This is a genomic window from Leuconostoc lactis KCTC 3528 = DSM 20202 (assembly GCF_014651235.1).
Classification (GTDB): domain Bacteria; phylum Bacillota; class Bacilli; order Lactobacillales; family Lactobacillaceae; genus Leuconostoc; species Leuconostoc lactis.
Genome location: NZ_BMWM01000016.1, coordinates 17,582 through 40,768, shown reverse-complemented (window position 1 = coordinate 40,768; position 23,187 = coordinate 17,582). Strand labels below are relative to the sequence as shown.

Annotated in this window: 22 protein-coding genes, 2 tRNA genes and 1 pseudogene; 22 read left to right on the top strand and 3 right to left on the bottom strand. The window is 44.5% G+C overall.

Annotated elements, in window-relative coordinates:
* Nucleotides 1–68: 68 nt before the first annotated feature.
* From IE039_RS05660 to IE039_RS05600, 13 genes and pseudogenes are all read left to right on the top strand, one after another.
* A pseudogene (locus IE039_RS05660) lies at nucleotides 69–536 on the top strand (amino acid ABC transporter ATP-binding protein); the annotation flags it as partial.
* Nucleotides 537–582: 46 nt separating this feature from the next.
* A complete protein-coding gene (locus IE039_RS05655; RefSeq protein WP_010000769.1) occupies nucleotides 583–1,449 on the top strand; it encodes a transporter substrate-binding domain-containing protein in 867 nt (288 codons plus the stop codon).
* A 2-nt stretch (nucleotides 1,450–1,451) separates the two neighbouring features.
* Nucleotides 1,452–2,093: an amino acid ABC transporter permease gene (locus IE039_RS05650; protein WP_029508931.1), complete on the top strand. Its 642-nt coding sequence runs from the start codon at nucleotides 1,452–1,454 to the stop codon at nucleotides 2,091–2,093.
* Nucleotides 2,094–2,102: 9 nt separating this feature from the next.
* Nucleotides 2,103–2,762 (top strand): amino acid ABC transporter permease, encoded by a 660-nt coding sequence (locus IE039_RS05645; RefSeq protein WP_189428871.1) that lies wholly within the window; start codon nucleotides 2,103–2,105, stop codon nucleotides 2,760–2,762.
* Nucleotides 2,763–2,942: 180 nt separating this feature from the next.
* A complete protein-coding gene (locus tag IE039_RS05640; protein WP_010002412.1) occupies nucleotides 2,943–4,577 on the top strand; it encodes a peptide ABC transporter substrate-binding protein in 1,635 nt (544 codons plus the stop codon).
* An 87-nt stretch (nucleotides 4,578–4,664) separates the two neighbouring features.
* Nucleotides 4,665–5,582: an ABC transporter permease gene (locus IE039_RS05635; protein WP_010000765.1), complete on the top strand. Its 918-nt coding sequence runs from the start codon at nucleotides 4,665–4,667 to the stop codon at nucleotides 5,580–5,582.
* An 11-nt stretch (nucleotides 5,583–5,593) separates the two neighbouring features.
* A complete protein-coding gene (locus tag IE039_RS05630; protein ID WP_010000764.1) occupies nucleotides 5,594–6,625 on the top strand; it encodes an ABC transporter permease in 1,032 nt (343 codons plus the stop codon).
* Nucleotides 6,626–6,640: 15 nt separating this feature from the next.
* Complete coding sequence (locus IE039_RS05625) at nucleotides 6,641–7,690, top strand: ABC transporter ATP-binding protein (protein ID WP_010002414.1); 1,050 nt, start codon at nucleotides 6,641–6,643, stop codon at nucleotides 7,688–7,690.
* A 2-nt stretch (nucleotides 7,691–7,692) separates the two neighbouring features.
* Entirely contained in the window at nucleotides 7,693–8,628 is a 936-nt protein-coding gene (locus tag IE039_RS05620) for an ABC transporter ATP-binding protein (protein ID WP_010002416.1), read from the top strand.
* A gap of 133 nt (nucleotides 8,629–8,761) precedes the next feature.
* A complete protein-coding gene (locus tag IE039_RS05615) occupies nucleotides 8,762–10,654 on the top strand; it encodes a M13-type metalloendopeptidase (RefSeq protein ID WP_010002514.1) in 1,893 nt (630 codons plus the stop codon).
* 144 nt (nucleotides 10,655–10,798) lie between these two features.
* Nucleotides 10,799–11,692 (top strand): sulfite exporter TauE/SafE family protein, encoded by an 894-nt coding sequence (locus IE039_RS05610; RefSeq protein WP_010002513.1) that lies wholly within the window; start codon nucleotides 10,799–10,801, stop codon nucleotides 11,690–11,692.
* 54 nt (nucleotides 11,693–11,746) lie between these two features.
* Nucleotides 11,747–11,829, top strand: a tRNA-Tyr gene (locus IE039_RS05605).
* Nucleotides 11,830–11,867: 38 nt separating this feature from the next.
* Nucleotides 11,868–11,939 (top strand) — tRNA-Gln (locus IE039_RS05600).
* A gap of 46 nt (nucleotides 11,940–11,985) precedes the next feature.
* Here the strand turns inward: IE039_RS05600 and IE039_RS05595 are convergent.
* The 3 genes from IE039_RS05595 to IE039_RS05585 all read right to left on the bottom strand — a co-directional run bounded on the left by IE039_RS05595 (nucleotide 11,986) and on the right by IE039_RS05585 (nucleotide 14,540).
* Nucleotides 11,986–13,410, bottom strand: coding sequence for an aspartate ammonia-lyase (locus IE039_RS05595; RefSeq protein WP_010002512.1), 1,425 nt, complete (start codon nucleotides 13,408–13,410; stop codon nucleotides 11,986–11,988).
* A gap of 162 nt (nucleotides 13,411–13,572) precedes the next feature.
* On the bottom strand, nucleotides 13,573–14,262 hold the full coding sequence (rpiA, locus tag IE039_RS05590) for a ribose-5-phosphate isomerase RpiA (protein WP_010000960.1): 690 nt from the start codon (nucleotides 14,260–14,262) through the stop codon (nucleotides 13,573–13,575).
* Nucleotides 14,259–14,540 carry a GNAT family N-acetyltransferase gene (locus tag IE039_RS05585; protein ID WP_010002509.1) on the bottom strand — a complete coding sequence of 94 codons (282 nt, stop codon included), beginning with the start codon at nucleotides 14,538–14,540 and terminating at the stop codon, nucleotides 14,259–14,261. Before IE039_RS05585 ends, rpiA begins: the two co-directional genes overlap by 4 nt.
* Nucleotides 14,541–14,765: 225 nt before the next feature.
* On the opposite strand from IE039_RS05585, the gene IE039_RS05580 reads away from it, so the two are divergent.
* The 9 genes from IE039_RS05580 to IE039_RS05540 all read left to right on the top strand — a co-directional run bounded on the left by IE039_RS05580 (nucleotide 14,766) and on the right by IE039_RS05540 (nucleotide 22,997).
* The gene (locus IE039_RS05580) at nucleotides 14,766–15,305 is read left to right on the top strand and encodes a dCTP deaminase/dUTPase family protein (RefSeq protein WP_010000962.1); all 540 of its coding nucleotides are present in this window, start codon (nucleotides 14,766–14,768) and stop codon (nucleotides 15,303–15,305) included.
* Nucleotides 15,306–15,312: 7 nt separating this feature from the next.
* Nucleotides 15,313–15,777, top strand: a complete 465-nt coding sequence (locus tag IE039_RS05575) for an NUDIX hydrolase (protein WP_010000963.1) — start codon at nucleotides 15,313–15,315, stop codon at nucleotides 15,775–15,777.
* Between the two features lie 17 nt (nucleotides 15,778–15,794).
* The gene (locus tag IE039_RS05570; RefSeq protein ID WP_010002507.1) at nucleotides 15,795–16,676 is read left to right on the top strand and encodes a metallophosphoesterase family protein; all 882 of its coding nucleotides are present in this window, start codon (nucleotides 15,795–15,797) and stop codon (nucleotides 16,674–16,676) included.
* Nucleotides 16,663–18,030: a DNA repair protein RadA gene (gene radA / locus IE039_RS05565; protein ID WP_077281988.1), complete on the top strand. Its 1,368-nt coding sequence runs from the start codon at nucleotides 16,663–16,665 to the stop codon at nucleotides 18,028–18,030. The genes IE039_RS05570 and radA overlap by 14 nt, the downstream gene beginning before the upstream one ends.
* A 10-nt stretch (nucleotides 18,031–18,040) precedes the next feature.
* Nucleotides 18,041–18,364, top strand: a complete 324-nt coding sequence (locus IE039_RS05560) for a hypothetical protein (RefSeq protein WP_010002503.1) — start codon at nucleotides 18,041–18,043, stop codon at nucleotides 18,362–18,364.
* A gap of 175 nt (nucleotides 18,365–18,539) precedes the next feature.
* Nucleotides 18,540–20,036, top strand: coding sequence for a glutamate--tRNA ligase (gene gltX / locus IE039_RS05555; RefSeq protein WP_189428870.1), 1,497 nt, complete (start codon nucleotides 18,540–18,542; stop codon nucleotides 20,034–20,036).
* Between the two features lie 136 nt (nucleotides 20,037–20,172).
* A complete protein-coding gene (locus tag IE039_RS05550) occupies nucleotides 20,173–21,078 on the top strand; it encodes an NADP-dependent oxidoreductase (protein WP_189428873.1) in 906 nt (301 codons plus the stop codon).
* 162 nt (nucleotides 21,079–21,240) lie between these two features.
* Nucleotides 21,241–22,296, top strand: coding sequence for an alcohol dehydrogenase AdhP (gene adhP, locus IE039_RS05545; protein ID WP_029510101.1), 1,056 nt, complete (start codon nucleotides 21,241–21,243; stop codon nucleotides 22,294–22,296).
* Nucleotides 22,297–22,457: 161 nt separating this feature from the next.
* A complete protein-coding gene (locus IE039_RS05540; protein ID WP_019040920.1) occupies nucleotides 22,458–22,997 on the top strand; it encodes a hypothetical protein in 540 nt (179 codons plus the stop codon).
* Nucleotides 22,998–23,187 lie beyond the last annotated feature (190 nt).

Sequence of the window (23,187 nt, the reverse complement as noted above, 5' to 3'; positions counted from 1 at the left end):
ACACCAATCGAGATCTTCTTACTTAATCTACGTCACTAAATTCGTTCAAGTTATTTCTTGCAATCTGCCATAACAATAAATCAACACTGGAAAATATCATGCTTGCACCCCGTTTGGTGTTGAAGCGTGACGAAGCGGAAAACAAAAAAATTGCGATGGAATTGCTTGAAAAGGTTGGCTTGGCCGACAAAGCAGCGAATATGCCATCTGAATTGTCTGGTGGACAAAAGCAACGTGTTGCCATCGCGCGCTCATTGGCGATGAAGCCAAAAGCCCTATTGTTTGACGAACCAACTTCGGCTTTGGATCCGGAAATGGTTGGGGATGTGTTGGACGTTATGCGTGATATTGCCAAGGATTCATCCATGACAATGCTTGTCGTGACCCATGAAATGAGTTTCGCGAAGGCGGTGGCTGATCGGGTAATTTTCATGGCTGACGGACAAATTCTTGAAGATAGCACAACCAAGGCATTCTTCGATAATCCAAAAGAAGCACGTGCTAAGAAGTTCTTGAGCCAAGTTGAACATCATTAAAAATAGAGGAGGGGCGTTTACGAGTAATCTGAACGTACAGTAAATTATGGAAAAAGCTAAAAAACGACAATTTGGCATTATTGCAACAATTGTTTTAGCTGCCGTTATTGTCCTCGGTTTAATGTGGGCAACAGCCACAGCTAAGAAAAATTCAGAACACGAAGACACGCTGGCGCGTGTTGAACGACTGGGTCGTATTGTCTGGGGTGTCAAAGCAGATACAAAATTATTTGGTTTGATGAACACCAAAACTGGGACACCAGAAGGCTTTGACGTGGATATTGCCAAAGCCTTGACGGTGCAAATTGCAAAACAAACTGGCGTGCCAATGTCAGCACAATTTATCCCAGTATCAGCATCTTCAAAGATGCAGTTATTGAAGAACACTAATATTGATGGCTCTGTCTCAACGATGACAATTACGCCAGAACGTGAAAAGATTATTGACTTTACCAAGCCATATTTTGACGCCGGACAATCAATCTTGGTGAAAAAAGATTCTGGTATTCATTCTGTTAAAGATATGAATGATTCTAAGTACACGATTATTGTGGTCGTGGGCACCACTGCTGCCACTGAAATCAAGAAGTTTGCGCCTAAGGCAAAGGTTTTGGCAGTGCAAGACTATGCCACAGGTATGCAAGCGTTGAAGAGTGGTCAAGGGCAAGCGATGTCAACTGATAATGCGATCTTGTACGGTTTTGCAACTGAAAACCCAGAGTATCACATTGCTGGTGGTACATTTACGCATGGGCCTTACGGGATTGCCTTTGATAATGATCAAGGCCCAATGATTCGCGAAGCCAATAAGGCATTAGCAACGATCAAAAAGAATGGTGTCTACAACGCGTTAATTAAAAAGTGGTTCAGTGATGTTCCTGGTCTTGACTGGCACAGTTTGGAGGCGAAGTGATGATTGAATTGTTTCAGAATAATTTTCCAACTTTGATGCAGGGCTTTGGTTACACGTTACTATCGAGTGTGATTGCACTGGTGGGTTCCTTGATTTTGGGAACGGTGTTTGCGGTAATGCAAGTGATGCCACAGGCGTGGGTCCGTCGCATTGGTAATATTTATGTCCAAGTTTTCCGAAATATCCCACTTTTGGTAATTACGTTCTTCTTCTTCTTGGTCGTGTCACAGTACGTTAAAATGAGTGGTTTTGTTTCAGGAACTGTCGCGTTGATGTTGTATACATCAGCGTTTATTGCTGAAACTGTCCGTGCGGGTATTTTGGCGGTTAATGGTGGGCAAATGGAAGGTGCGCGTGCAAATGGGTTGTCATTCGCACAAGCTATGCGCCATATTGTTTTGCCACAGGCGTTCCGTGTGGCCTTGCCATCACTGGGTAACCAATTTATCAATTTGGTTAAAAACTCATCTATTTTAGCCTTTGTTGGTGGTTTGGACTTGATGTATCAAGGTAACATGATTGCAGCCAATACGTTTGAAACGTTTGGGACATATATCATTGTCGGTATCTTATATCTCATTATTACCTTACCGTTGAGTTACTATATGCAGCACCTTGAGCGTAAGCTCAAGCAGGCAGCGTAAGGAGGAATTATGGCGACATTAGGATTTTTTAGTGCCTTTACACCACAAAATGTGATGTATCTATTAGGCGGCCTGGGGATCACGGTTGGCGTATCTCTCATTTCAGTTATTTTGAGTTTAATTTTTGGTTCAATTGTTGGGATTATTCAATTTGAACGTATCCCTTATTTTTCAAAATTTGTCGGCACAATCAATAACGTGATTCGTAATTTGCCACTATTGTTAATTATTTTCTTTGTTTACTTTGCGTTGCCAAAGATTGGGATTCACTTATCAGTTTTTTGGGCCACCATCATTGCGATGAGTACGTTTGAGTCAGCGATGTTGGCTGAAATTGTGCGTGGTGGCTTGGAATCAGTTGATATTGGCCAATTTGAAGGTGCGCGTGCGAACGGCTTGAGTAATATGCAAACGATGATTTACATCATTTTGCCGCAAGCTTATAAGAAAATGATTCCACCAATTATTTCACAATTGATTTCATTGGTGAAGGATACTAGTTTGGCAATGGGAATTGTGTTGGCCGAATTGATGTATCGTGGCCAGATTGTTTATGCGCAGAACTCGACGTATATTATTCCAGTATTGATTGTGATGACGCTGGTCTACTTCGTCTTGAATTACGGTCTGTCATTAGTCGCACGCTGGGCTGATCGTAAATTAGCGTAACGGTTGTCTTTAATTTCGGACAGTTATTTATGGATGTAATCTCATAAAAATGTGTTAAAACCCATTATTTCAAAAAAATAACAAATAATTAGTTGTACATGAGAAAAGCACATGGTATACTAATATCTGTTAATAAAGAATTTAAAACACAAACCTTTATATCTCGGGAGGATATATGCTATGGAAACATGGAAGAAGGTAGCCCTTGGAGCGGCTGCTGTAGTCGTTGTCGGTGGTGGTACACGTGCTGCTGGTCTTTGGGGCGGTTCATCAGATAATAGCAAGAACTTGTCATTCCAATTGCCAACACCTATTCAAACATTGGACATTTCTAAGAATACCGATACGTACTCAGGTACGATCATTGGTAACTCTGGTGCCAACTTGATGCGTGTGGATGCCAAAGGTAAGCCACAACTTGAATTGGCGAAGTCAGTTAAGCACTCTGACGATGGTTTGACTTATACCGTTGAATTGAAGGATGGCTTGAAGTGGTCTGACGGTTCAAAGTTGACAGCCCAAGACTTCGTTTACACTTGGCAACGTATCGTGAATCCAAAGACAGCATCACAATATGCTTACTTAGCATCTGGTGTTGAAAACGCTGATAAGATTGCAGCCGGTAAGGCCGCTGTCGATTCACTTGGTGTCACTGCTAAGGGCAACACGTTGACATTCAAGTTGGAACGCCCAATGCCACAATTTGAATACTTGTTGACGTTTGCGAACTTCATGCCACAAAAGGAAAGCTTTGTGAACAAGGAAGGCAAGAAGTACGCGACAACTTCAGACACAGCATTGTACTCTGGTCCATATAAGGTTCAAGGTTGGAACGGAACAAACAACACGTTCAAGCTTGTGAAGAATGACAACTACTGGGATGCTAAGAACGTTAAGACAAAAGAAATTGACGTGCAAGTCGTTCAAAAGCCTGAAACAGCTGTGCAATTGTACAAGCAAGGTAAGATTGATCGTGTGTCAATTTCAAACACACCTGAATTGTATAAGGCTAACAAGAACAACAAGGATGTCGTGAAGACACCAGAAGCAACAACAGCTTATTTGGAATATAACCAAACAGGTAAGAACAAGTTCTTGGCTAACGCTAAGATCCGTGAAGCTTTGAACTTAGCAACTAACCGTAAGGAATTGACTGATCAAGTCACTTCTGGTGTGTCAACACCAGCCACTGGTTTGGTGCCAACAGGATTGGCTAAGACAGCTACTGGTGAAGACTTAGCCAAGTATGTTGCCCCTGGTTACACATACGATCCTAAGAAGGCCGCTGAATTGTTCAAGCAAGGTTTGCAAGAAGTTGGCGAAACAAGTGCTACATTGACAGTAACTTCTGATGCTGATTCACCAACTGCTAAGACAACTTTGGACTACCTCCAAGGTTCATGGGAAAAGGCTTTGCCTGGTCTTAAGATCGAAGAAAAGTTTGTGCCATTCCAACAACGTTTGAAGGATTCAAAAACACAAAACTTTGACATTGTTGTGACACTTTGGAGTGGTGACTATCCTGAAGGCTCAACGTTCTATGACTTGTTCAAGGATGGCGCATCATACAACGATGGCCGCTTTACGAACGTTCCTTATACAGCCGCTGTTAACAAGGCCGAAACAACAGATGCTTTGAAGCAAGAAGCACGTGATAACGACTATAAGGCAGCTGAAGCAGACTTGTTCAAGGACAGCAACTTTAACCCACTTTACTTCCGTTCAGGTTACTCACTACAAAATCCTAAGGTGACAGGTATCATTATCAACTCAACAGGATTGAACCAAGACTGGAAATTCGCTGTTAAGAAGTAAAAGTTGGTCTCATTAAAATATAAGCAATAACAAATAAGGATTGACGTAAGTTAATTCTTATTTTGTTCATTATAGGAAATCATAATTATGTGGAAATATATTCTCAAAAGACTAGGGTGGCTTGTCTTCACGCTATTCTTAGTCATTACAGCGACGTTTTTCTTGATGCAAATTATGCCAGGAACGCCGTTTAATAATCCGAAGTTGACGCCAGAAGCCTTGGCGCAGTTGAAGACAACCTATGGATTAGACTTGCCATTGTGGCAACAATATCTTAATTATTTGGTTGGGGTTGCACATGGTGATTTTGGTATTTCATTCCAATATCAAAATCAACCGGTTAGCATGTTGATTGGGCAACGGTTACCTGTTTCGGCAGCGCTTGGGGCACAAGCCTTGGTTGTTGGTGTGATTGCTGGTTTGATCATGGGTGCCGTGTCAGCACGTAACAAGAACAATAAAATTGATGGCACATTAGGCATTTTGTCAACGTTGGGTATTTCAGTGCCAAGTTTCATTTTGGGAATTGTCCTCGTCTACCTCTTTGGCTTCAAGTGGCCACTTTTCCCCGTTTCTGGTTGGGGTGATTCGTTCTCACAAACGATTTTGCCAACAATTGCTTTGGCAGTGAGTCCAGCAGCAATCACAACACGCTTTGTGCGTTCAGAAATGATTGAATCACTGAGTTCTGATTATGTGCAATTGGCAAAAGCCAAAGGCTTAAGCGAGAAGGAAATCGTTAACAAGCACGCTTACCGTAACTCAATGATTCCAGTTTTGACATTGATCGGGCCAATGGCGGCTGGTTTGTTAACGGGATCAACATTGATTGAACAAATTTTTTCGATTCCTGGTATTGGGCAACAGTTCGTGTTGTCTATTCCATCAAAAGACTTTCCGGTTATCATGGGCACAACAATTGTCTATGCGGCAATGTTGATGTTGATGATTTTGATTACAGATGTGCTCACGGCGATCGTTGATCCACGTGTTCGTTTGCAATAAGGAGGCTTATGATGGCAGCAAATACTGAAGATTTTGTCATCGTTGGCGCACAAAGCTCTGATGCCAACGAGCATATTTCAAAGCCGGCCTTGTCATTTTGGCAAGATGCTTGGCGTCGCCTCAAGCTTAACAAGCTTGCGGTTGTATCCATGTGGTTTTTAGTTATTATTTTGGCTTTTGCCGTGTTATCGAATATTTTCGTCCCACAAAAGGCAGCCAATTCATTTAATTCTGATAAAGTTGGTGTGTATAAGAACTTACCACCAAACTCTGGCTTACCAATTCCTGGTTGGGATGGTAAGATCAAAGCGCCTGGCGACACGACCTCAACGAACGCTTATAGCGAACAAGGTGTGCCGGATGGGCAAAAGTTTATCTTAGGTACGGATAATATTGGCCGTTCAATGGCTAAGCGTGTCACTGTCGGGTTGCGTATTTCATTGTTAGTGGCCATTGTGGCAACATTCATTGACTTGGTCATTGGTGTGGCTTATGGTGTCTTCTCTGGCTGGAAAGGCGGCTGGGTTGATAACGCGATGCAACGTATCATTGAAATCTTGTCATCTATTCCAAACTTGATCATCGTGACGATGCTTGGTTTGTTGTTTGGTAGTGGGATTGCCTCAATTATCTTGGCAATTGCCATGACTGGTTGGTTAGGCATGGCGCGTCAAGTCCGTAACATGACGTTGTCCTTAAAAGAACGTGATTATGTATTGGCTGCGAAGTCATTAGGTGAAAGCTCATTTAAAATTGCGGTGAAGCATTTGATTCCAAACATGGCCGGTACGATCATTGTGCAAATTATGATGACTGTGCCAAGTGCGATTATGTTTGAAGCGGTTTTGTCAGCCATTAACTTGGGTGTGAAGCCACCGACAGCGTCATTGGGATCATTGATTGCGGATGCGCAATCAATGTTGCAATTCTATCCTTATCAAGTATTAATTCCTTCAGCCGTGTTGGTATTGATCTCGTTGGCCTTCATCTTGTTGGGTGATGGCTTACGTGATGCATTTGACCCACGTGCGAGTGAAGATTAAGAGGTGTGCAAGAGAATGAGTAATCCGATATTAAGAGTTGAAAATTTGCACGTGAACTTCAACACGTATGCTGGGACAGTGCAAGCGATTCGTGATGTATCGTTTGACCTAAACAAGGGCGAAACGTTAGCGATTGTTGGTGAATCAGGGTCTGGTAAGTCAGTCACGACTAAGACGTTGATGGGTTTGAACGCCAAAAATGCTAGCATTCCTGATAATTCACGCTTGTTGTTTAAAGACCGTAATTTGCTCGATTTGACCGAAGAAGAATGGCAATCAGTGCGTGGTAACGAAATTGCTATGATTTTCCAAGATCCAATGACGAGTTTGGATCCAACGATGAAGATTGGGATGCAGATTGCTGAACCGCTCATAAAACATCGTGACATGAAAAAAGAAGACGCGCTAGCACGTGCGTTGGAGTTGATGAAAGGGGTTGGGATTCCTAACGCCGAAGAACACATCAACGATTACCCACACCAATGGTCTGGTGGGATGCGGCAACGTGCCGTGGTTGCCATTGCGTTGGCGGCTGATCCAGAAATTTTGATTGCTGATGAACCAACAACTGCCTTAGATGTGACGATTCAAGCGCAGATTTTGACATTAATGAAAAAATTGCAACATGAAACGAAAAGTTCAATTATTTTCATCACGCACGACCTCGGTGTGGTAGCAGGTGTTGCTGACCGTGTTGCTGTCATGTATGCGGGTAAGATTTTGGAATATGGTACTGTAGATGAAATCTTCTTTAATCCACAACACCCTTACACATGGGGCTTGCTTAATTCAATGCCAACAACTGATACTGAAGTTGGGACATTGGAAGCCATTCCAGGAACCCCACCAGATTTGTTGGAACCACCTAAGGGTGATGCATTCGCACCGCGTAATGCTTACGCCTTGGCGATTGATTTGAAAGAAGAACCACCATTCTTCAAAGTGAGTGACACGCACTATGCGGCCACATGGTTGTTAGATGAACGTGCACCAAAGGTCACGCCACCAGCGCAAATTCAAAAGCGTTGGGATCGTTGGCAAGAAATGCAAGGACAGGAGGCTTAATCATGACTGAAGAAGCACCAAAGAAGTTAGTTGAGCTAAAAGATCTGCAGTTGTATTTTAACCAAGGCAAGGCCAATGAAGTACGCGCAATTGATCATGTGAGCTTTGACATTTACGAAGGTGAAATTTTTGGCCTGGTTGGTGAATCAGGTTCTGGTAAGACGACCATTGGTCGGACAATTTTAAAGATTTATGAACAGACAGCTGGTGATATTTTATTCCAAGGAAAAGATGTCACGCAGTTGAAAGGGAAGAAATTAGCGGAATTCCGTAAGGATGCGCAAATGATTTTCCAAGATCCACAAGCGAGTTTGAATGGGCGTATGAAAGTGCGTGACATTATCGCTGAAGGAATTGACGTGAACAAACTCGCCAGTTCTAAGGCGGAACGTGACCAAAAAGTGCAAGAATTGTTGGATTTGGTTGGTTTGAACAAAGATCATGCTACCCGTTATCCCCACGAATTTTCGGGTGGCCAACGTCAGCGTATCGGGATTGCCCGTGCGTTAGCGGTTGATCCGAAGTTCATCATTGCCGATGAACCAATCTCTGCGCTGGACGTCTCAATTCAAGCACAAGTTGTGAACTTGATGAAGGAATTGCAGAAGAAGCATTCACTAACCTATCTCTTCATCGCGCACGACTTGTCAATGGTGAAGTATATTTCTGATCGTATCGGGGTCATGCACTGGGGTAAGTTGCTTGAAATCGGGTCTGCGGACGCGGTTTATAATCACCCTTTGCATCCTTATACGAAGAGCTTGCTTTCAGCCATTCCAGTGCCTGATCCAGAAGTAGAAAAGGCGCGTCAACCGTTGGAATATGATACAAGTATCGAAACTGACGGTAAAACACGGGAAATGATTGAAGTGAACCCAGGTCACTTTGTGTTGGCCACACCTGAAGAAGCAGCGCTATATAAAGCGCAACAGGTTTAAGGGATTAAAAAAGCTATAACAACTGATTCACAGTTGTTATAGCTTTTTTATGATAGAAAAATGATAATAACGTGCGTTTAACCGGTAACTGGTGTATAATTGTAATTAATTACTAATAAAAAGGTGGTAAAAGATGGTACGACAACAAGATAATTTTTATGACGCAGTGAATGGCGCTTGGGAAAAGGCTGCGGTAATTCCTAACGATAAGCCACGCACAGGTGGTTTTAGTGACTTGTCTGATGAGATTGAAAAGTGGTTACTGAAGGTCACGGCGGACTGGCAAGCAGGGAAAAACTTGCCTGACTCACCGATTTTGTCACAATTTATTGCGTATCATCGCTTAGCCACTGATTTTGCCACACGTGAACAACAAGGCACCCAACCCGTGCAAGCGTTGTTGAAACAGTATCAAAATTACACCTCATTTGCTGATTTTGCGCAACATATTGCCGAATTGGAAAAGCAAGGCTTGCCAAATGCTTTGCCACTTGGTGTGGGGCCTGATTTTAAAGATGCCCGGACCAATGTTTTGTGGGCTAGCGCGATCAACTTAGTCTTACCAGACACGACGTACTATGCACCCGATCACAAACAGGGACAAGCGTTGTTAGCGAAGTTTCGGGCTGCGCAAACAGCCTTACTGCCAAATTTTGGCTTTTCTGAGGCAGAAACGGCTGATTTGATTGACCGTTATCTGGCTTTTGATGCCCGTGCGGCCGCTGTCGTTTTAAGTCAAGAAGAGGGACATGAATATGCCAAGTTGTACCATCCTTACACTTGGGCAGACTTTACCAAATTAGCCCCAGAATTGCCGCTAGACGCGATTTTAACGGCCTTGGTTGGTCAGACACCAGATCAAGTGATTGTGCCCGAAGAACGCTTTTGGGCGGCCGCTAATCAATTCTTTTCTGAAGAAGGTTGGCCATTATTGCAGGCCCATTTGATCGTTTCGGTTGTTAACAGTTTTACGCGTTATTTATCGGACGATGTGCGCGTACTGGGTGGCCAATACCAGCGTGAATTGACGGGAGCACCAGAAGCCATGCAGGCGGATAAAGCAGCCTTTTATCTGGCAGCTGAACCGTTTAATCAAGCGATTGGCTACTATTACGCCCAAGAAAAGTTCTCACCAGCAGCCAAAGCCGATGTTGAGGCTAAAGTGGCCAAGATGATTGCCGTGTTTAAGCAACGACTACAAGCAAATGACTGGCTGAATGCCGCAACCCGCGAAAAGGCCATTACAAAATTAAATACCATCGTGCCACATATTGGCTATCCGGAGCAGCTACCGGCGCGCTTAGCCAAGAAAATTGTCCAACCAGGCGCTACTTTATTAGAAACAGCGTTACAGTTTCGACAAATTGAAATCGCTCATGAATGGTCGCAATGGCAACAACCGGTGGATCGTAGCGAATGGCATATGCCAGCTCATCTGGTGAATGCTTACTATGACCCACAGCAAAACCAAATTGTCTTCCCGGCAGCGATTTTGCAAGCCCCATTTTATAGTTTGTCACAATCGTCATCAGCGAATTACGGTGGGATTGGCGCGGTCATTGCGCATGAAATTTCCCATGCGTTTGATACGAATGGGGCGTCATTTGATGAGTTTGGGAGCTTAAAGAACTGGTGGACAGACGAGGACTTTGCTGCCTTTAAGGTGCGTACGGATCGGGTCGTGGCTCAGTTTGACGGCTTGGATTCGTATGGTGCTAAAGTCAATGGTAAACTCACCGTTTCTGAAAATGTCGCCGATTTGGGTGGTTTGGCGGCTGCGTTAGCCGCAGCTGCGCAGGAGCCAGACTTTTCCGCAACTGACTTCTTTGAAAGTTGGGCCACAATTTGGCGGATGAAGGCGCGACCAGAATATATGCAACTCCTAGCAGCCTCGGATCCACATGGTCCAGCGAAGTTACGCGTGAATGTCCAAGTGAAGAACTTTGATGCCTTCTTTGCGGCATTTAACGTACAACCAAGCGATGGGATGTGGTTGGCACCGGCTGAACGCGTGCAAATTTGGTAAGATGTGATAACAATGAGACAACGTGCTGACGAACAATCAGTGCGTTTTTTGATGCTGGGGATGTGAGTCGATCAAGACATGAGAAATCGTGATTAAACTTTGATACAATAGTGTGTATTGATTTTTTGAAACGAGTAAGACAATATGTATGAAAAAATGATCCTATTAATCATTCAAATAGTATTGATCACGGTGATGGTGATGATGATTGGTCTCATCGCACGCGCTTATTTTAAACAAAAAAAGCCTATTTTTCAGCGTTTTGGGTTGGGGATGGTCATTGGTTTTGTGACTGATTTTGGTGATACACTTGGGATTGGTTCTTTTGCAACGACGACAGCTGCCTTTCGAGCCACGCACTACATTGATGACGATCGGCAGTTACCGGGGACGTTAAATGCGATGCATGCCATTCCGGTCATGATCGAAGCGCTATTTTTCATCACCGCAGTGAAAGTCGAATTAAGCACGTTGTTGCCGATGACGACTGCCGCTGTCGTGGGGGCATACGTGGGGACACACGTCACGAAAAATTGGCATGCACCAACGGTACAGCGGGTAATGTCTGCGGCCTTGTTTATCGCGGTCGTGATTATGATAGTCCGGATGATCACCAACCCAGGAGCGGATAATGCTTTAATAGTGCACGGGTTGCATGGCTGGTGGCTTGTCTTAGGCATCGTGTTTAACCTTGGCGTGGGGATTTTGATGACGATGGGGCTGGGGAATTATGCGCCCGAATTGATTTTTTTCTCACTGATGGGGGTGAATCCAGCGATTGCTTTTCCAGTGATGATGTTAGATGCCGCTTTGATCATGCCAACGATGGCTTGGAATGTGATTAAGATGGATCGGATTTCATGGCGTGGTTTTGCTGGTGTCACGATTGGTGGTATTCTTGGCGTGATTGTTGCGGCTAAGTTCTTCACGAGTATGGATGTGCAATTGCTGAAACTATTGATTATTGTGGTGTCACTTTGGACCGCTTTTGGGTTATTTCGTGACTCATTTAAACAAAATTGGAAAAAAATCCACTAAAGGGGTTGTCAAGGTCTTAAATATTTGTTATTATAATATAGTTGTTTGAGACATGGGAGTGTAGCGAAGTCTGGCTAAACGCGACGGACTGTAACTCCGTTCCTTCGGGTTCGTAGGTTCGAATCCTACCGCTCCCATAGCCGATTAATAGTTAACGGCTGAATAAATTAACTATTGCCCCTTGGCCAAGCGGTAAGGCAGCGGTTTTTGGTACCGCCATGCGCTGGTTCGAATCCAGCAGGGGCAATCTTAAAAAAACCGGCATACTTGATGTATGTCGGTTTTTTATTGGCTTATGATTTTGGTGCATGTAACACTAATCCGTGTTCAGGTGTACGCGCATTAATCACGATATCTTCAACGCGGAAAATACGCGTTAATTGTTCTGTGGTAAAGAGTTTTTTCTTTTCCGCAATTTGTCGGAGTGATTTACCGGTGCGTAGGGATTCTTTGGCAATTTTGGCCGCTTCTTGATAACCAATAATTGGCGCCATCGCTGTGGCAAAGCTGGCTGATAGATCAATATCTTGAGACAAACGTGCTTTATTGCTGGTAATGCCATCAATCGCATTGATTCTTAAAGTTTGCATGGCTGCCGTTAAATGCTCAATACCGGCAAACAGTGACCGAAAGACAATGGGTTCAAAGGCATTCAGTTCTAACTGACCGGCCTCTGCGGCAGCTGTCACGGTTGCATCAAACCCAAACATTTCAAAGGCCACTTGGTTAACGACCTCTGGAATAACGGGATTGATTTTCCCGGGCATAATCGATGAGCCTGCCTGTGGGGCTGGCAAGTTAATTTCCGACAGTCCTGATCGGGGACCGGAACTCAAGAGACGCAAGTCGTTAGAAATTTTAGACAAATTCATGGCTAAGGTTTTGAGTGCGCCAGAGAGTGCCACAAAACAGTCTAGATTTTGGGTCGCGTCAAAGAGATCGTGTGCTTGTACCAAAGGTAAGTTGGTGATACCGGCCAAATTAGGCACGATATGCACTTGATAATGATAACTGACGTTAATCCCAGAACCGATGGCTGAGCCACCCATATTTAAGAGATAGAGCGCGTTACGTGCTGCAGTAATACGCTCAACATCACGTCGTAGCGGCTTTAACCAGGCGTGGAAACTGTTACCCAAGGTCATAGGGACAGCGTCTTGAAGTTGGGTACGACCCATTTTATATGTGGCTGAAAATTCATCCGCTTTGTTGCCAAGCGCGTCAATCAATGCTAGTAGTTCCGTAAATAGTGGCTCAAGGAGACGAATCAGAGCGATTTTACCTGCACTAGGATACGTGTCGTTGGTACTTTGGCCCATATTAACGTGGTCGTTGGGATGGATATAAGCATAGTCACCACGTAACCGGCCGGTTTGTTCTAATACGACATTGGCGATGACTTCATTGACGTTCATATTGGTTGATGTCCCAGCACCACCTTGGATGTCGCTAATTGGAAACAATTCGGGTTTGAAGGGTTGGTTGAGCAGCTGTTTCGTGGCGCGCACAATATGTTTGGCAACGGAGCGGTCTAAATTGCCGGATGTGGCATTGGTTTGTGCTGCTGCTTGTTTGATTTCCAAAAATGCGCGAATTAACTCAGGGTGTGTTACTTGGGCTGCAATTGGAAAATTGTGCAATGCCCGTTGCGTGTGAATCCCATAATAGTCAGTTTGAGGAATGTTCAATGGACCCAGTGAGTCAGTTTCGGTACGCATGATGATCTCCTTAATAAATTGTATAGCTATATTCTATATCGGAGAGCAGCTAGACCAATTAAACATGTTACTTATTATGACATGCTGTGGTGTTGATATAACAACATACTTCACTGTAACAAATTTTAAACCAAATAAAAAAAGCGTGTGCTAACACGCTTTTTATCGGGGGTTCACATCAATCACACGCACGTGATCATCGGGTTCGCCAATCACAACGCGGTTCACCACATCGGTGAAGAGGCCGTGTTCGACAACGCCCACCATCTTGATAAGTTCATCACCGAAGGCTCGGGGATGATCAATCATAGGTAAATGTAAATCGATGAGGAAATTAGCCGAGTCTGTGCGGACAGGATTACCATTTTGGTCAAGACGCCAAGTCGGTTGGAAGCCTTCAGCCGCAAAACGTTTGAATAGTTGGTGAGAACCATAGGGAATGACTTCAACTGGCAAATACTGATTTAACTTGGGTACTTGCTTGCTGGCATCAATCACCCAGATATTTTCGCGAGAATTAAAGGCCACGATTTTTTCCCATAGAAGGGCGGCACCGCCACCTTTAATGGCTGAAAAATCATCGGAAATCTGGTCAGCGCCATCAATGGTTAAATCGATTTGATCAACGTCGTCGACGTTATACATTGGTATGCCAAGTTGGGCAGCGTTACGGCGCGTTTTTTCCGAAGTGGCAACGCCAACGATTTTGAGGTTTTCGTGCGCCACGCGTTCACCTAACGCATTGATGACATGCGCAATCGTCGAACCAGAACCAATCCCAACAACCATGTCATTTTGGACAAATTCTGCGGCCCGTCGGCCAGCAATCATCTTTTGTTGTTCTTGGGTCATGGCTTGTACTGAATCTCCTGGTATTTGTCTGGCTGATTGAAAAATGCCTTACGGGCATAACTGCAAATCGGATGCACGGTCATGCCGTTTGCCCGTGCTTCGTCAACAACGGCGTCAAGAAGTGCTGCTGCAACTCCTTGACCGCGTAGTGCGGGGTCAACAATGGTTGAATTGATCGCATAGGTTTGGCCATCATTGATGGTTGTGTAAGTAATTTCAGCGAGACGTTTACCATCTGCTTCTAAAAAGTAACGACCGGGTTCATGTTGAAAGTCCATCATGCTTCTCCATTTCGTGACGATACGGTGATGCGAAAATCACCAGTGATAATCTAATTAGTTCTATTATACCGCAGGATACGGTTATTGGGGATGATGCGTGCCAAAAATCGACGGCAACAACTACGGTTTTACCGTATAATACAAAGTAAATCAATTTGACTAAATAAATGGAGGAAAACGACCATAGTCGTGGCTTTGAATGACTGTGGTTGGTAATTAAACATGCGTGGATTTGAAATTGTGTCAACAAAGGTGAACGACGGGCTTAATTTACCAAAACGGAGTACGCAAGCAGCGGCGGGGTATGACTTTGAAGCCTCAGAAGAGATTGTGATTCCAAGTGCATTGAGTAATCCTTTTTTCCGTGGCTTAAACATCTTATCACTCGGTAAATTAAAAAATGTACGTGATGATGAGGACTTGCAAGGGTTGCTTAGGCCGGTGCTTGTCCCAACAGGTATTAAGGCTTACATGGGTGAAGGGGAATATTTGCAATTGGTATCACGTTCAAGTGGTCCGATTAAAAAGCGCTTGATGATGCCAAATGCCGTTGGGATTGTTGATGCCGACTACTACAATAACCCAAGCAACGAAGGGGAAATTTTCTTCCAATTCATTAATTTTGGGCTTAAAGATGTCGTGATTAAAAAAGGCGAACGGATTGGCCAAGGTATTTTCTTACCTTACCTCTTAGCTGATGGCGATGATCAAGTTGAAAAGGCTGAGCGTCAAGGTGGTTTTGGCTCAACCGGCCAAAATTAGGTGATTGATGGCTGATGAACACAATGATATCGTGATATGTCAAGCAACTCGAGATTTTAAGTTACGGGTGACAGGTGTCTTGCTTGATGCGACTGGCAATATTGCCGTTAATACAGCGCCACAACAATATTGCGTGTTTTTACCAGGTGGTAAAGTGAAGTTTGGCGAAACCAGCCAAGCAGCCATTGTCCGCGAATTTATCGAGGAAATGGGCATCAATGTTCGTGCAGAACGCCTGCTAGCAGTGACTGAAAATTTATTTTCTATTGCCGGTAAGCAAGTTACCGAAATTGGCATGACTTGGTTAGTCACGCGGGTTGATCAAACGCAGGGGGATGCAAGAGACGGCTGGGAACAGGCGGTGATATGGCGTTCGCCAACTGCGCTTGATGATTTGAAACCTGTTGTTTTACAGCCGGTGTTGCATGACTTGCCATTACAACCAGTACATTTGATGTATCATCAGAAATAGTTGGAAAGGAGCCGCATATGCAACAGAAAATAGGTGTTTTAGCAGATGTACATGGTAATTTAACCGCCTTAGAGGCGGTTATTGCTGATGCAAAAAATCAAGGGGTCACTGAATTCTGGTCACTAGGAGACATCGCCACCTATGGCCCCAATACGGTTGCGAGTTATCGTCTATTGCATCAAGAAAATGCGACAGTGTTTTTACAAGGTAATTGGGAATCGAGTTACCAAGAATACGAGCGCGCAACGGCGGTTGACTTTGACGATGCCGCTGAAGTTGCATTTTTAAATTGGATGGCGCGCGATTATGCGCAATTTACAGTCGCTGAGATAGCACAAATTCAGCAATTACCAATTGCGACAACGATTGAACGTTTTGGCCGCCATTTTCACTTATCACATCACACCCCCACACAAAATTATGGTGATGCACTACTGGCTGATGCGCCACAAGAAAACTTCAATCAGATGTTAACAGGGCGCGATGCGGATATGGCGATTTACGCCCACATTCATGCGCAAATCATGCGCACAGATGCTGTGACGCAAGTGGACAATCATTTTCAAATGCATCGCATTCTAAATACTGGAACTGTCGGTCAGTCTTATCAACTTACCCCCCAAGGGATGGTCGCACAATACTTAGTGCTCACATTAGATGATGTTGTTGGTGTCGTGAGCACGGACTTTAGGCGCGTGAATTTTGATACCCAATTAGAAATATCACGTGCCCAGTCTGTTGACTGGCCGTTTGCAGCGGAATACGTGTGCATGTTACAAACAGGCCATTTCACACGTGATCGTGATAGTTTGCGTGGCAATGACAATTTTTTGATGTATCAAACCCAAGCCAAACACTTTTTAACACAACTAAAGGAGAGACATTATCGCAAAAGTTAAAACACAATTTATTTGCTCAAACTGTGGTTTCACGTCAGCGCGCTATCTGGGTCGCTGCTCAAACTGTGGTGAATGGGGCACATTTGTCGAAGAAAAAATTATGCCAGAGACCAACGACCGGAAAAGTCGGGTGAGCCTAGACGGTCGTACGGCTAAGGTTGAAAAGATTAATGAGGTCACATCAGAGGAAACACCGCGTGTTGCCACGAACCTTAAAGAACTGAACCGCGTGTTAGGCGGTGGGGTGGTTCCAGGTTCAATGGTGTTGATTGGTGGGGATCCAGGCATTGGGAAATCAACCCTCTTGCTCCAAGTTTCGGGACAATTGGCCCACGAAGGCCGTGTGTTATACGTGACTGGGGAAGAATCTGCCACCCAAGTAAAGTTGCGGGCAGATCGCTTGGGTGTGGGGAATGATGAATTTTACCTCTATCCAGAAACAGATATGACGGCGATTAAAAAGCAAATTGAATCGCTGCAACCAGATTTTGTCGTGATTGACTCAGTGCAAACGATGCAGGAACCAGACGTGACGTCCGCCATTGGCTCCGTGTCACAAATCCGTGAAGTCACGGCAGATTTATTGCAAATTGCCAAAACCAATAACATTTCTATTTTTATCGTTGGTCACGTGACTAAAGATGGGGCAATTGCTGGACCAAAGATTTTGGAGCATATGGTCGATACGGTGCTCTATTTTGAAGGCGATAGTAACTATAAGTACCGCATTTTACGCGCGGTGAAAAATCGTTTTGGTGCCACCAATGAATTGGGTATTTTTGAAATGCGTGACGGCGGTTTGATTGAAGTCGCCAACCCATCAGAAATCTTTTTGGAAGAACGATTAGCTGGCGCAACTGGTTCGGCCATTGTGGTCGCCTTGGAAGGCTCACGGCCGATTTTAGTGGAGTTGCAAGCTTTGGTGACGCCAACCGTCTTTGGGAATGCGCAACGGACGGCATCCGGATTAGATCGTAACCGCGTGTCGCTAATTATGGCCGTTTTGGAAAAGCGCGCCAATCTCTTGTTACAAAATCAAGATGCTTATCTGAAAGCTGCCGGTGGGGTCAAGCTGGATGAACCAGCAATTGATTTGGCGATTGCCGTGGCGCTGGCCAGTTCTTATCACGATAAAGAATCGCGGCCAAGCGACGTCTTTGTCGGTGAAATCGGGTTAACTGGGGAAATCCGGAGCGTCGCTGATATTGAAAGTCGGTTGAAGGAAGCGCGCAAGCTCGGCTTTAAACGGGCGATTGTGCCAAAGAACAACTTGAATGGTGTTACCTTACCCGAAGGGATTCAAGTAATTGGCGTCGCCACATTGCGGGAAGCGTTGCAATTAGCCTTAGATTAAAGGGGGTAATATGTGGGATCTGATTCCTGGTGATCTATTTATTTTGATGCATAATGGGTTATATCGTTATGTTTCACGTGGAACAGGTTATCGGGGACGTTGGTGGTTAGGTGTGCTGATAACCACGATGTTAGGCGTTATCCAAGTCGGCTTAGGCTGGCTGACGTTAGTAGTTGGGCTTAGCGATGCCCTAATTTTGTGGGGGAAAATTGCCGTTATGGCGATATTGCTGGTGATCATGGCCGGTCTAGGATGGGTGCTATACCACTGGGTACGGTTACTGAGACGTTTGGTACGGCAACAAGATGCGCCAATCCACGCTCAGCGTCATTAAATCGATAACGTTTGCAGGTCAGGTTAGCCGCCTGGCCTTTTGTTTTGCGAATATGTGGCCAATTGGAATTTTGTCGGGGTAATGTTGTACAATAGAGTAGATAAATAACGGGATAAACCGTATAACTGAGGAGGAAATGCGTTAGCCAAACCACTTGTCTAACGCTTTATATCACATGACAGAAGACATTCGTGTTCGCTATGCCCCATCACCAACAGGACATTTACATATTGGTAACGCGCGTACCGCAATCTTTAACTGGCTTTTTGCGCGCCACTACAATGGCCAATTCATTATTCGGATTGAAGATACTGATTCAGCACGTAACATCGCTGACGGTGAAAAGTCACAATTAGAAAACTTGGCTTGGCTTGGTTTGGACTGGGATGAATCACCAGAAAAGCCAGGTGCTTATGGCCCATACCGCCAATCTGAACGTAACGCTCAAGGCATTTACCAACCCTTTATTGATGAATTGTTGGCTAAGGGCTTGGCTTATAAGTCATATAAGACATCAGAACAATTGGCTGCTGAACGTGAAGCACAACAAGCCGCTAAGCAAGCGCCACATTACGTTTATGAATATGAAGGTTTGACGGATGAAGAACGCGAAGCCAAGTATGCGGAATTTGAAGCGCAAGGGTTAAAGCCCGTGATTCGCTTCCGTGTCCCAGAAGAAAAAGTTTATGCTTGGGATGACATTGTTAAGGGTCATATCGAAATCGGTGCCAAGGAAATTGGTGGCGACTGGGTGATTCAAAAAGCCGATGGGATGCCAACCTATAACTTTGCGGTGGTTGTCGATGATCATTTGATGAAGATTTCTCACGTGTTACGTGGGGATGATCACGTCTCAAACACACCAAAGCAAATGATGATTTTTGAAGCGTTGGGTTGGGATATGCCAAAGTTTGGTCACATGGCGTTGATTATCAACGGTGAAACCGGCAAGAAGTTATCAAAGCGTGACGAAAATGTGTTGCAATTCGTGGAACAATACAAGGATTTGGGCTATCAACCACAAGCGATGGTGAACTTTATTGGCTTGCTTGGTTGGTCACCAAAGGGTGAAGACGAAATCTTCTCCCTTGAAGAATTCACACAAATGTTTGACGAGAACCGTTTGTCAAAGGCCAACGCGAAGTTTGACCAAAAGAAGTTAGAATGGATTAACAACCAATGGATGCGTCGTGATTTGGATCAAGTGATGCCACAATTGATTCAAGAATTGGTCAATGCGGACTTAATTAGCGCAGAAGATGCCGAAACGAAGCGCGATTGGTTAACACAAGTCATTAAGGTTGCCGGTGTGGAAGGGATTTCCTATACACGCGAAATTGTTGACTTAGTGCGTCGCCCATTCTTTGAATTAAGTGATATTACGGATGAAATGGTCGATTATCTCACATCTGATGAAGGCCGTCAGGTCTTTGCAGCCTGGGAAAAAGCTTACACAGCCTTGCCAGAATCAGCGACTGCAGAAGATTACATGGCAGTGATTCGTGAGATTCAAAGCACACTTGAAATCAAGGGCCGTAACTTGTGGAATCCAATTCGTATTGCGACAACACATGAAGTGCAAGGACCAAACTTGCCAGAAATGTTAGTCGTATTGGAGAAAGACAAGGTCTTAGCGACAATGGCTGATGTTAAAGCTAAATATTTAGCCTAATTTAGGCGAGTCATAAAGGTGCTTCGGGTTAACTGAGGCGCCTTTTTTTGATGCACTTTGTGACAGCAAATCCGAGGACATTTAGCAGGATTTGGCATACAATGGGGTAACGGCTTATAAAGAAAGTGTGAATACCATGTATGCAGTAGAAATGTTAAATTATGGGGAACCGACGGTCTTGGTCGATAACCTAGCGGCAGCAATGCCGATGATTAAACCCAAACAGGTATTGGTGAAACAACGGGCGACGGCAATTGACCCTTATGATGTGAAGTTTCGGCAAGGATTGATGGGAACAGATAAGGCAACACCGCTCATTCCAGGGTCATCAGTGGCAGGCGTTGTCGTGGCGGTTGGCGCTGAAGTGACGGCATTTGCAGTTGGTGACCGCGTGGCGGCATCGACACATTTGAAAAGCTATGCCGAATTTGTGCCAGTTGGGCAATCCTTACTTGCTAAAATTCCCGACGCAGTAAGTGATGTCCAAGCGGCTGCGGTGGTACTGGGTGGGCAAACTGGTTATCAAATGATAACCAAAGACTTAGCGGTTCAGCCAAGGGATACGGTACTCATTCAAGGCGGTGCTGGTTCGGTTGGTTTCACAGCTATCCAGGTTGCGAAGTGGCTTGGGGTACAAACGCTTTATACGACAGTCCGTGGTCAGGCAGCAGCAGCCGTTGTGCAGGCCGTTGATCCGACACTGCAGGTCATTGATAGCCAAACGACGTCGCTGCAAGCAGCGATACCGGCAGGCGTGGATGTGATTTTAGATACGATTGGCGGTGATACCTTGCAGACGTCATTGGCCGTTTTGAAGCCAACTGGGCGATTGGTGTCATTGGTTGATACTATGGCTGATCCGCGCGTGACGATGGGTTATTTGCAATCTAACGGTAAACAGCTCGCTGAATTATTGGTGTTAGTAGCCCAAGGCCAGGTGATCGTGAACATTGCGGACACACGCCCATTTAATGCAGAGAACGTCCGCGATTTTCAAACGCGCCAACACGTACTGGGTAAACTTGTGCTCACATTTGACTAAAAAGTGTCACTTCGGTGATACTTTTATTTTGTAAGTAATCGTGATTTTTTTCACGTAATAAAAAATTAATGCCAATTTGTCATAATAAAAGTTTACAAATACGCGAAAAACAGGTACAATTTATTTGTAAAATAATTCACATGTAAAAGGAGTATGCTTAACATGAAAGCAGCAGTTGTACGTGAAAATCCAGATGGATATGTTGATTTGATTGAAGATTGGGAACCAAAGCCATTAGCCTTTGGTGAAGCATTAGTTGATATTGAATATGTTGGCCTTTGCCACACTGATTTGCATGTGGCGAATGCTGATTTTGGTAATCCAAATGAACTTGGACAACGTAATGGTAAGTTCCGTCGTGTTATCGGTCACGAAGGTGTTGGTCGTGTGTCAAAGTTGGCTGAAGGTGCCAGTGATTACCTCAAGATTGGTGATCGTGTTTCAATCGCTTGGTTCTTTGACGCCTGCGGTGTGTGTGACTACTGTGTGACAGGTAACGAAACATTCTGCCGTAAGGTACGCAACTCAGGTTACACAATTGATGGTGCGATGTCACAACAAGCTGTTGTGAACGCCAAGTACGCCGTTAAGGTGCCAGAAGGTTTGGACCCAGTACAAGCAACATCAATTACATGTGCCGGTGTGACAATGTATAAGTCATTGAAGGTCGGTGAAACAAAGCCAGGACAATGGGTATCAGTTCATGGTGCTGGTGGTTTGGGTAACTTGGCCGTTCAATATGCCCACAATGTCTTTGGTGCACATGTTGCTGTTATTGATGGTAACGATGACAAGTTGGCTGCCGCACAAGAAAACGGTGCTGAAGTATTGATCAACCGTAAGAAGGTTGATGATGTCGCAGCTGAAGTTCAAAAGGCTACTGGTGGTGTGCACAATGCGCAAGTGACAGCCGTTAACGCCGCTGCCTTTGATCAAGCCGTTGATTCACTACGTCCAATGGGTAAGTTAGTGGCGGTTGCTTTGCCACAAGGTGACATGGCTTTGAACATTGCCAAGACAGTCTTGGATGGTATTGAAGTACGTGGTTCATTGGTTGGTACACGTGCCGACTTGAAGGAAGCCTTCCAATTTGGTGCCGAAGGTAAGGTTAAGCCAATCGTTGAAAAGGTTGCCTTTGCCGACATGAACGAAGTGATTGATGAAATGAAGGCTGGTAAGATTACTGGTCGTAAAGTATTCGACTTCACAGTATTATAATCAAAAAAATCGTCCACACTTGGGCGATTTTTTTACATGTGTTAAGCAGCGTGTCGTTGTCTTGGACATAGCAGTTTTTGTATGCCTGTGTTAGAATTGGGTAACAAATGTATTGGAGGAAACGACCTCTTTTCTGATGAAAGATAGGTCAGTAATAAAGCATGCCATACTTTACACAACAACTTTTTAGCGGCCAGCGTGATCGTATTTTGCGTGTTGTTGATACCGCTAGTGAGGATCAAGCAACGGCTGGTTTTATCCACTTGTTCGACGAACGTCGTGTTTATGATTTTGACTATGCGACAGAAATAACGGAGGGCCGCATCACGCAAGCAGAGTTTGACGTTGAAGGCGAAGCTAATAATACGTTTAGTGTTAACTTCATGCCAATCGTGAACGATGATGACGAAATTCCGGGCGAATTATTTGAAGAATGGGCCGCCCTAATCGGGCGCGAATACGCCTTGATGCCACACGTGCACATCAATATGTATCAACAAGCCTTGAAGCCGGAAATTGAACAAATTGATGAACCGACATTTGAAGCGCGTTTGTTGGAATTAATCACGCGTATTTTAGGCTCATCAATGGTCGGCTTTACTGAGAAGTCGCTCACATTATTCCCAAGTTATTTAGTGCAAGAACAGCAAGCGGAACAAGCCCCACAAGGACCAACAACCCAAATTATCTTGCCAGACTAAACTAAGAAATAAATTAGCATAAAATAAGAACTATCTTAAAATAACAATATGTTAATAAAGTGATGACGAGTCAACTATTTGGCTACTAACCGTCAAACAGGACGCTGGCCTGCACACCAGACTGTTTGTCGCGCCCTGCTAATCAAAGTGATTAACAGGGTCTTTTTATTGGCAATATATTGGAAGGAAT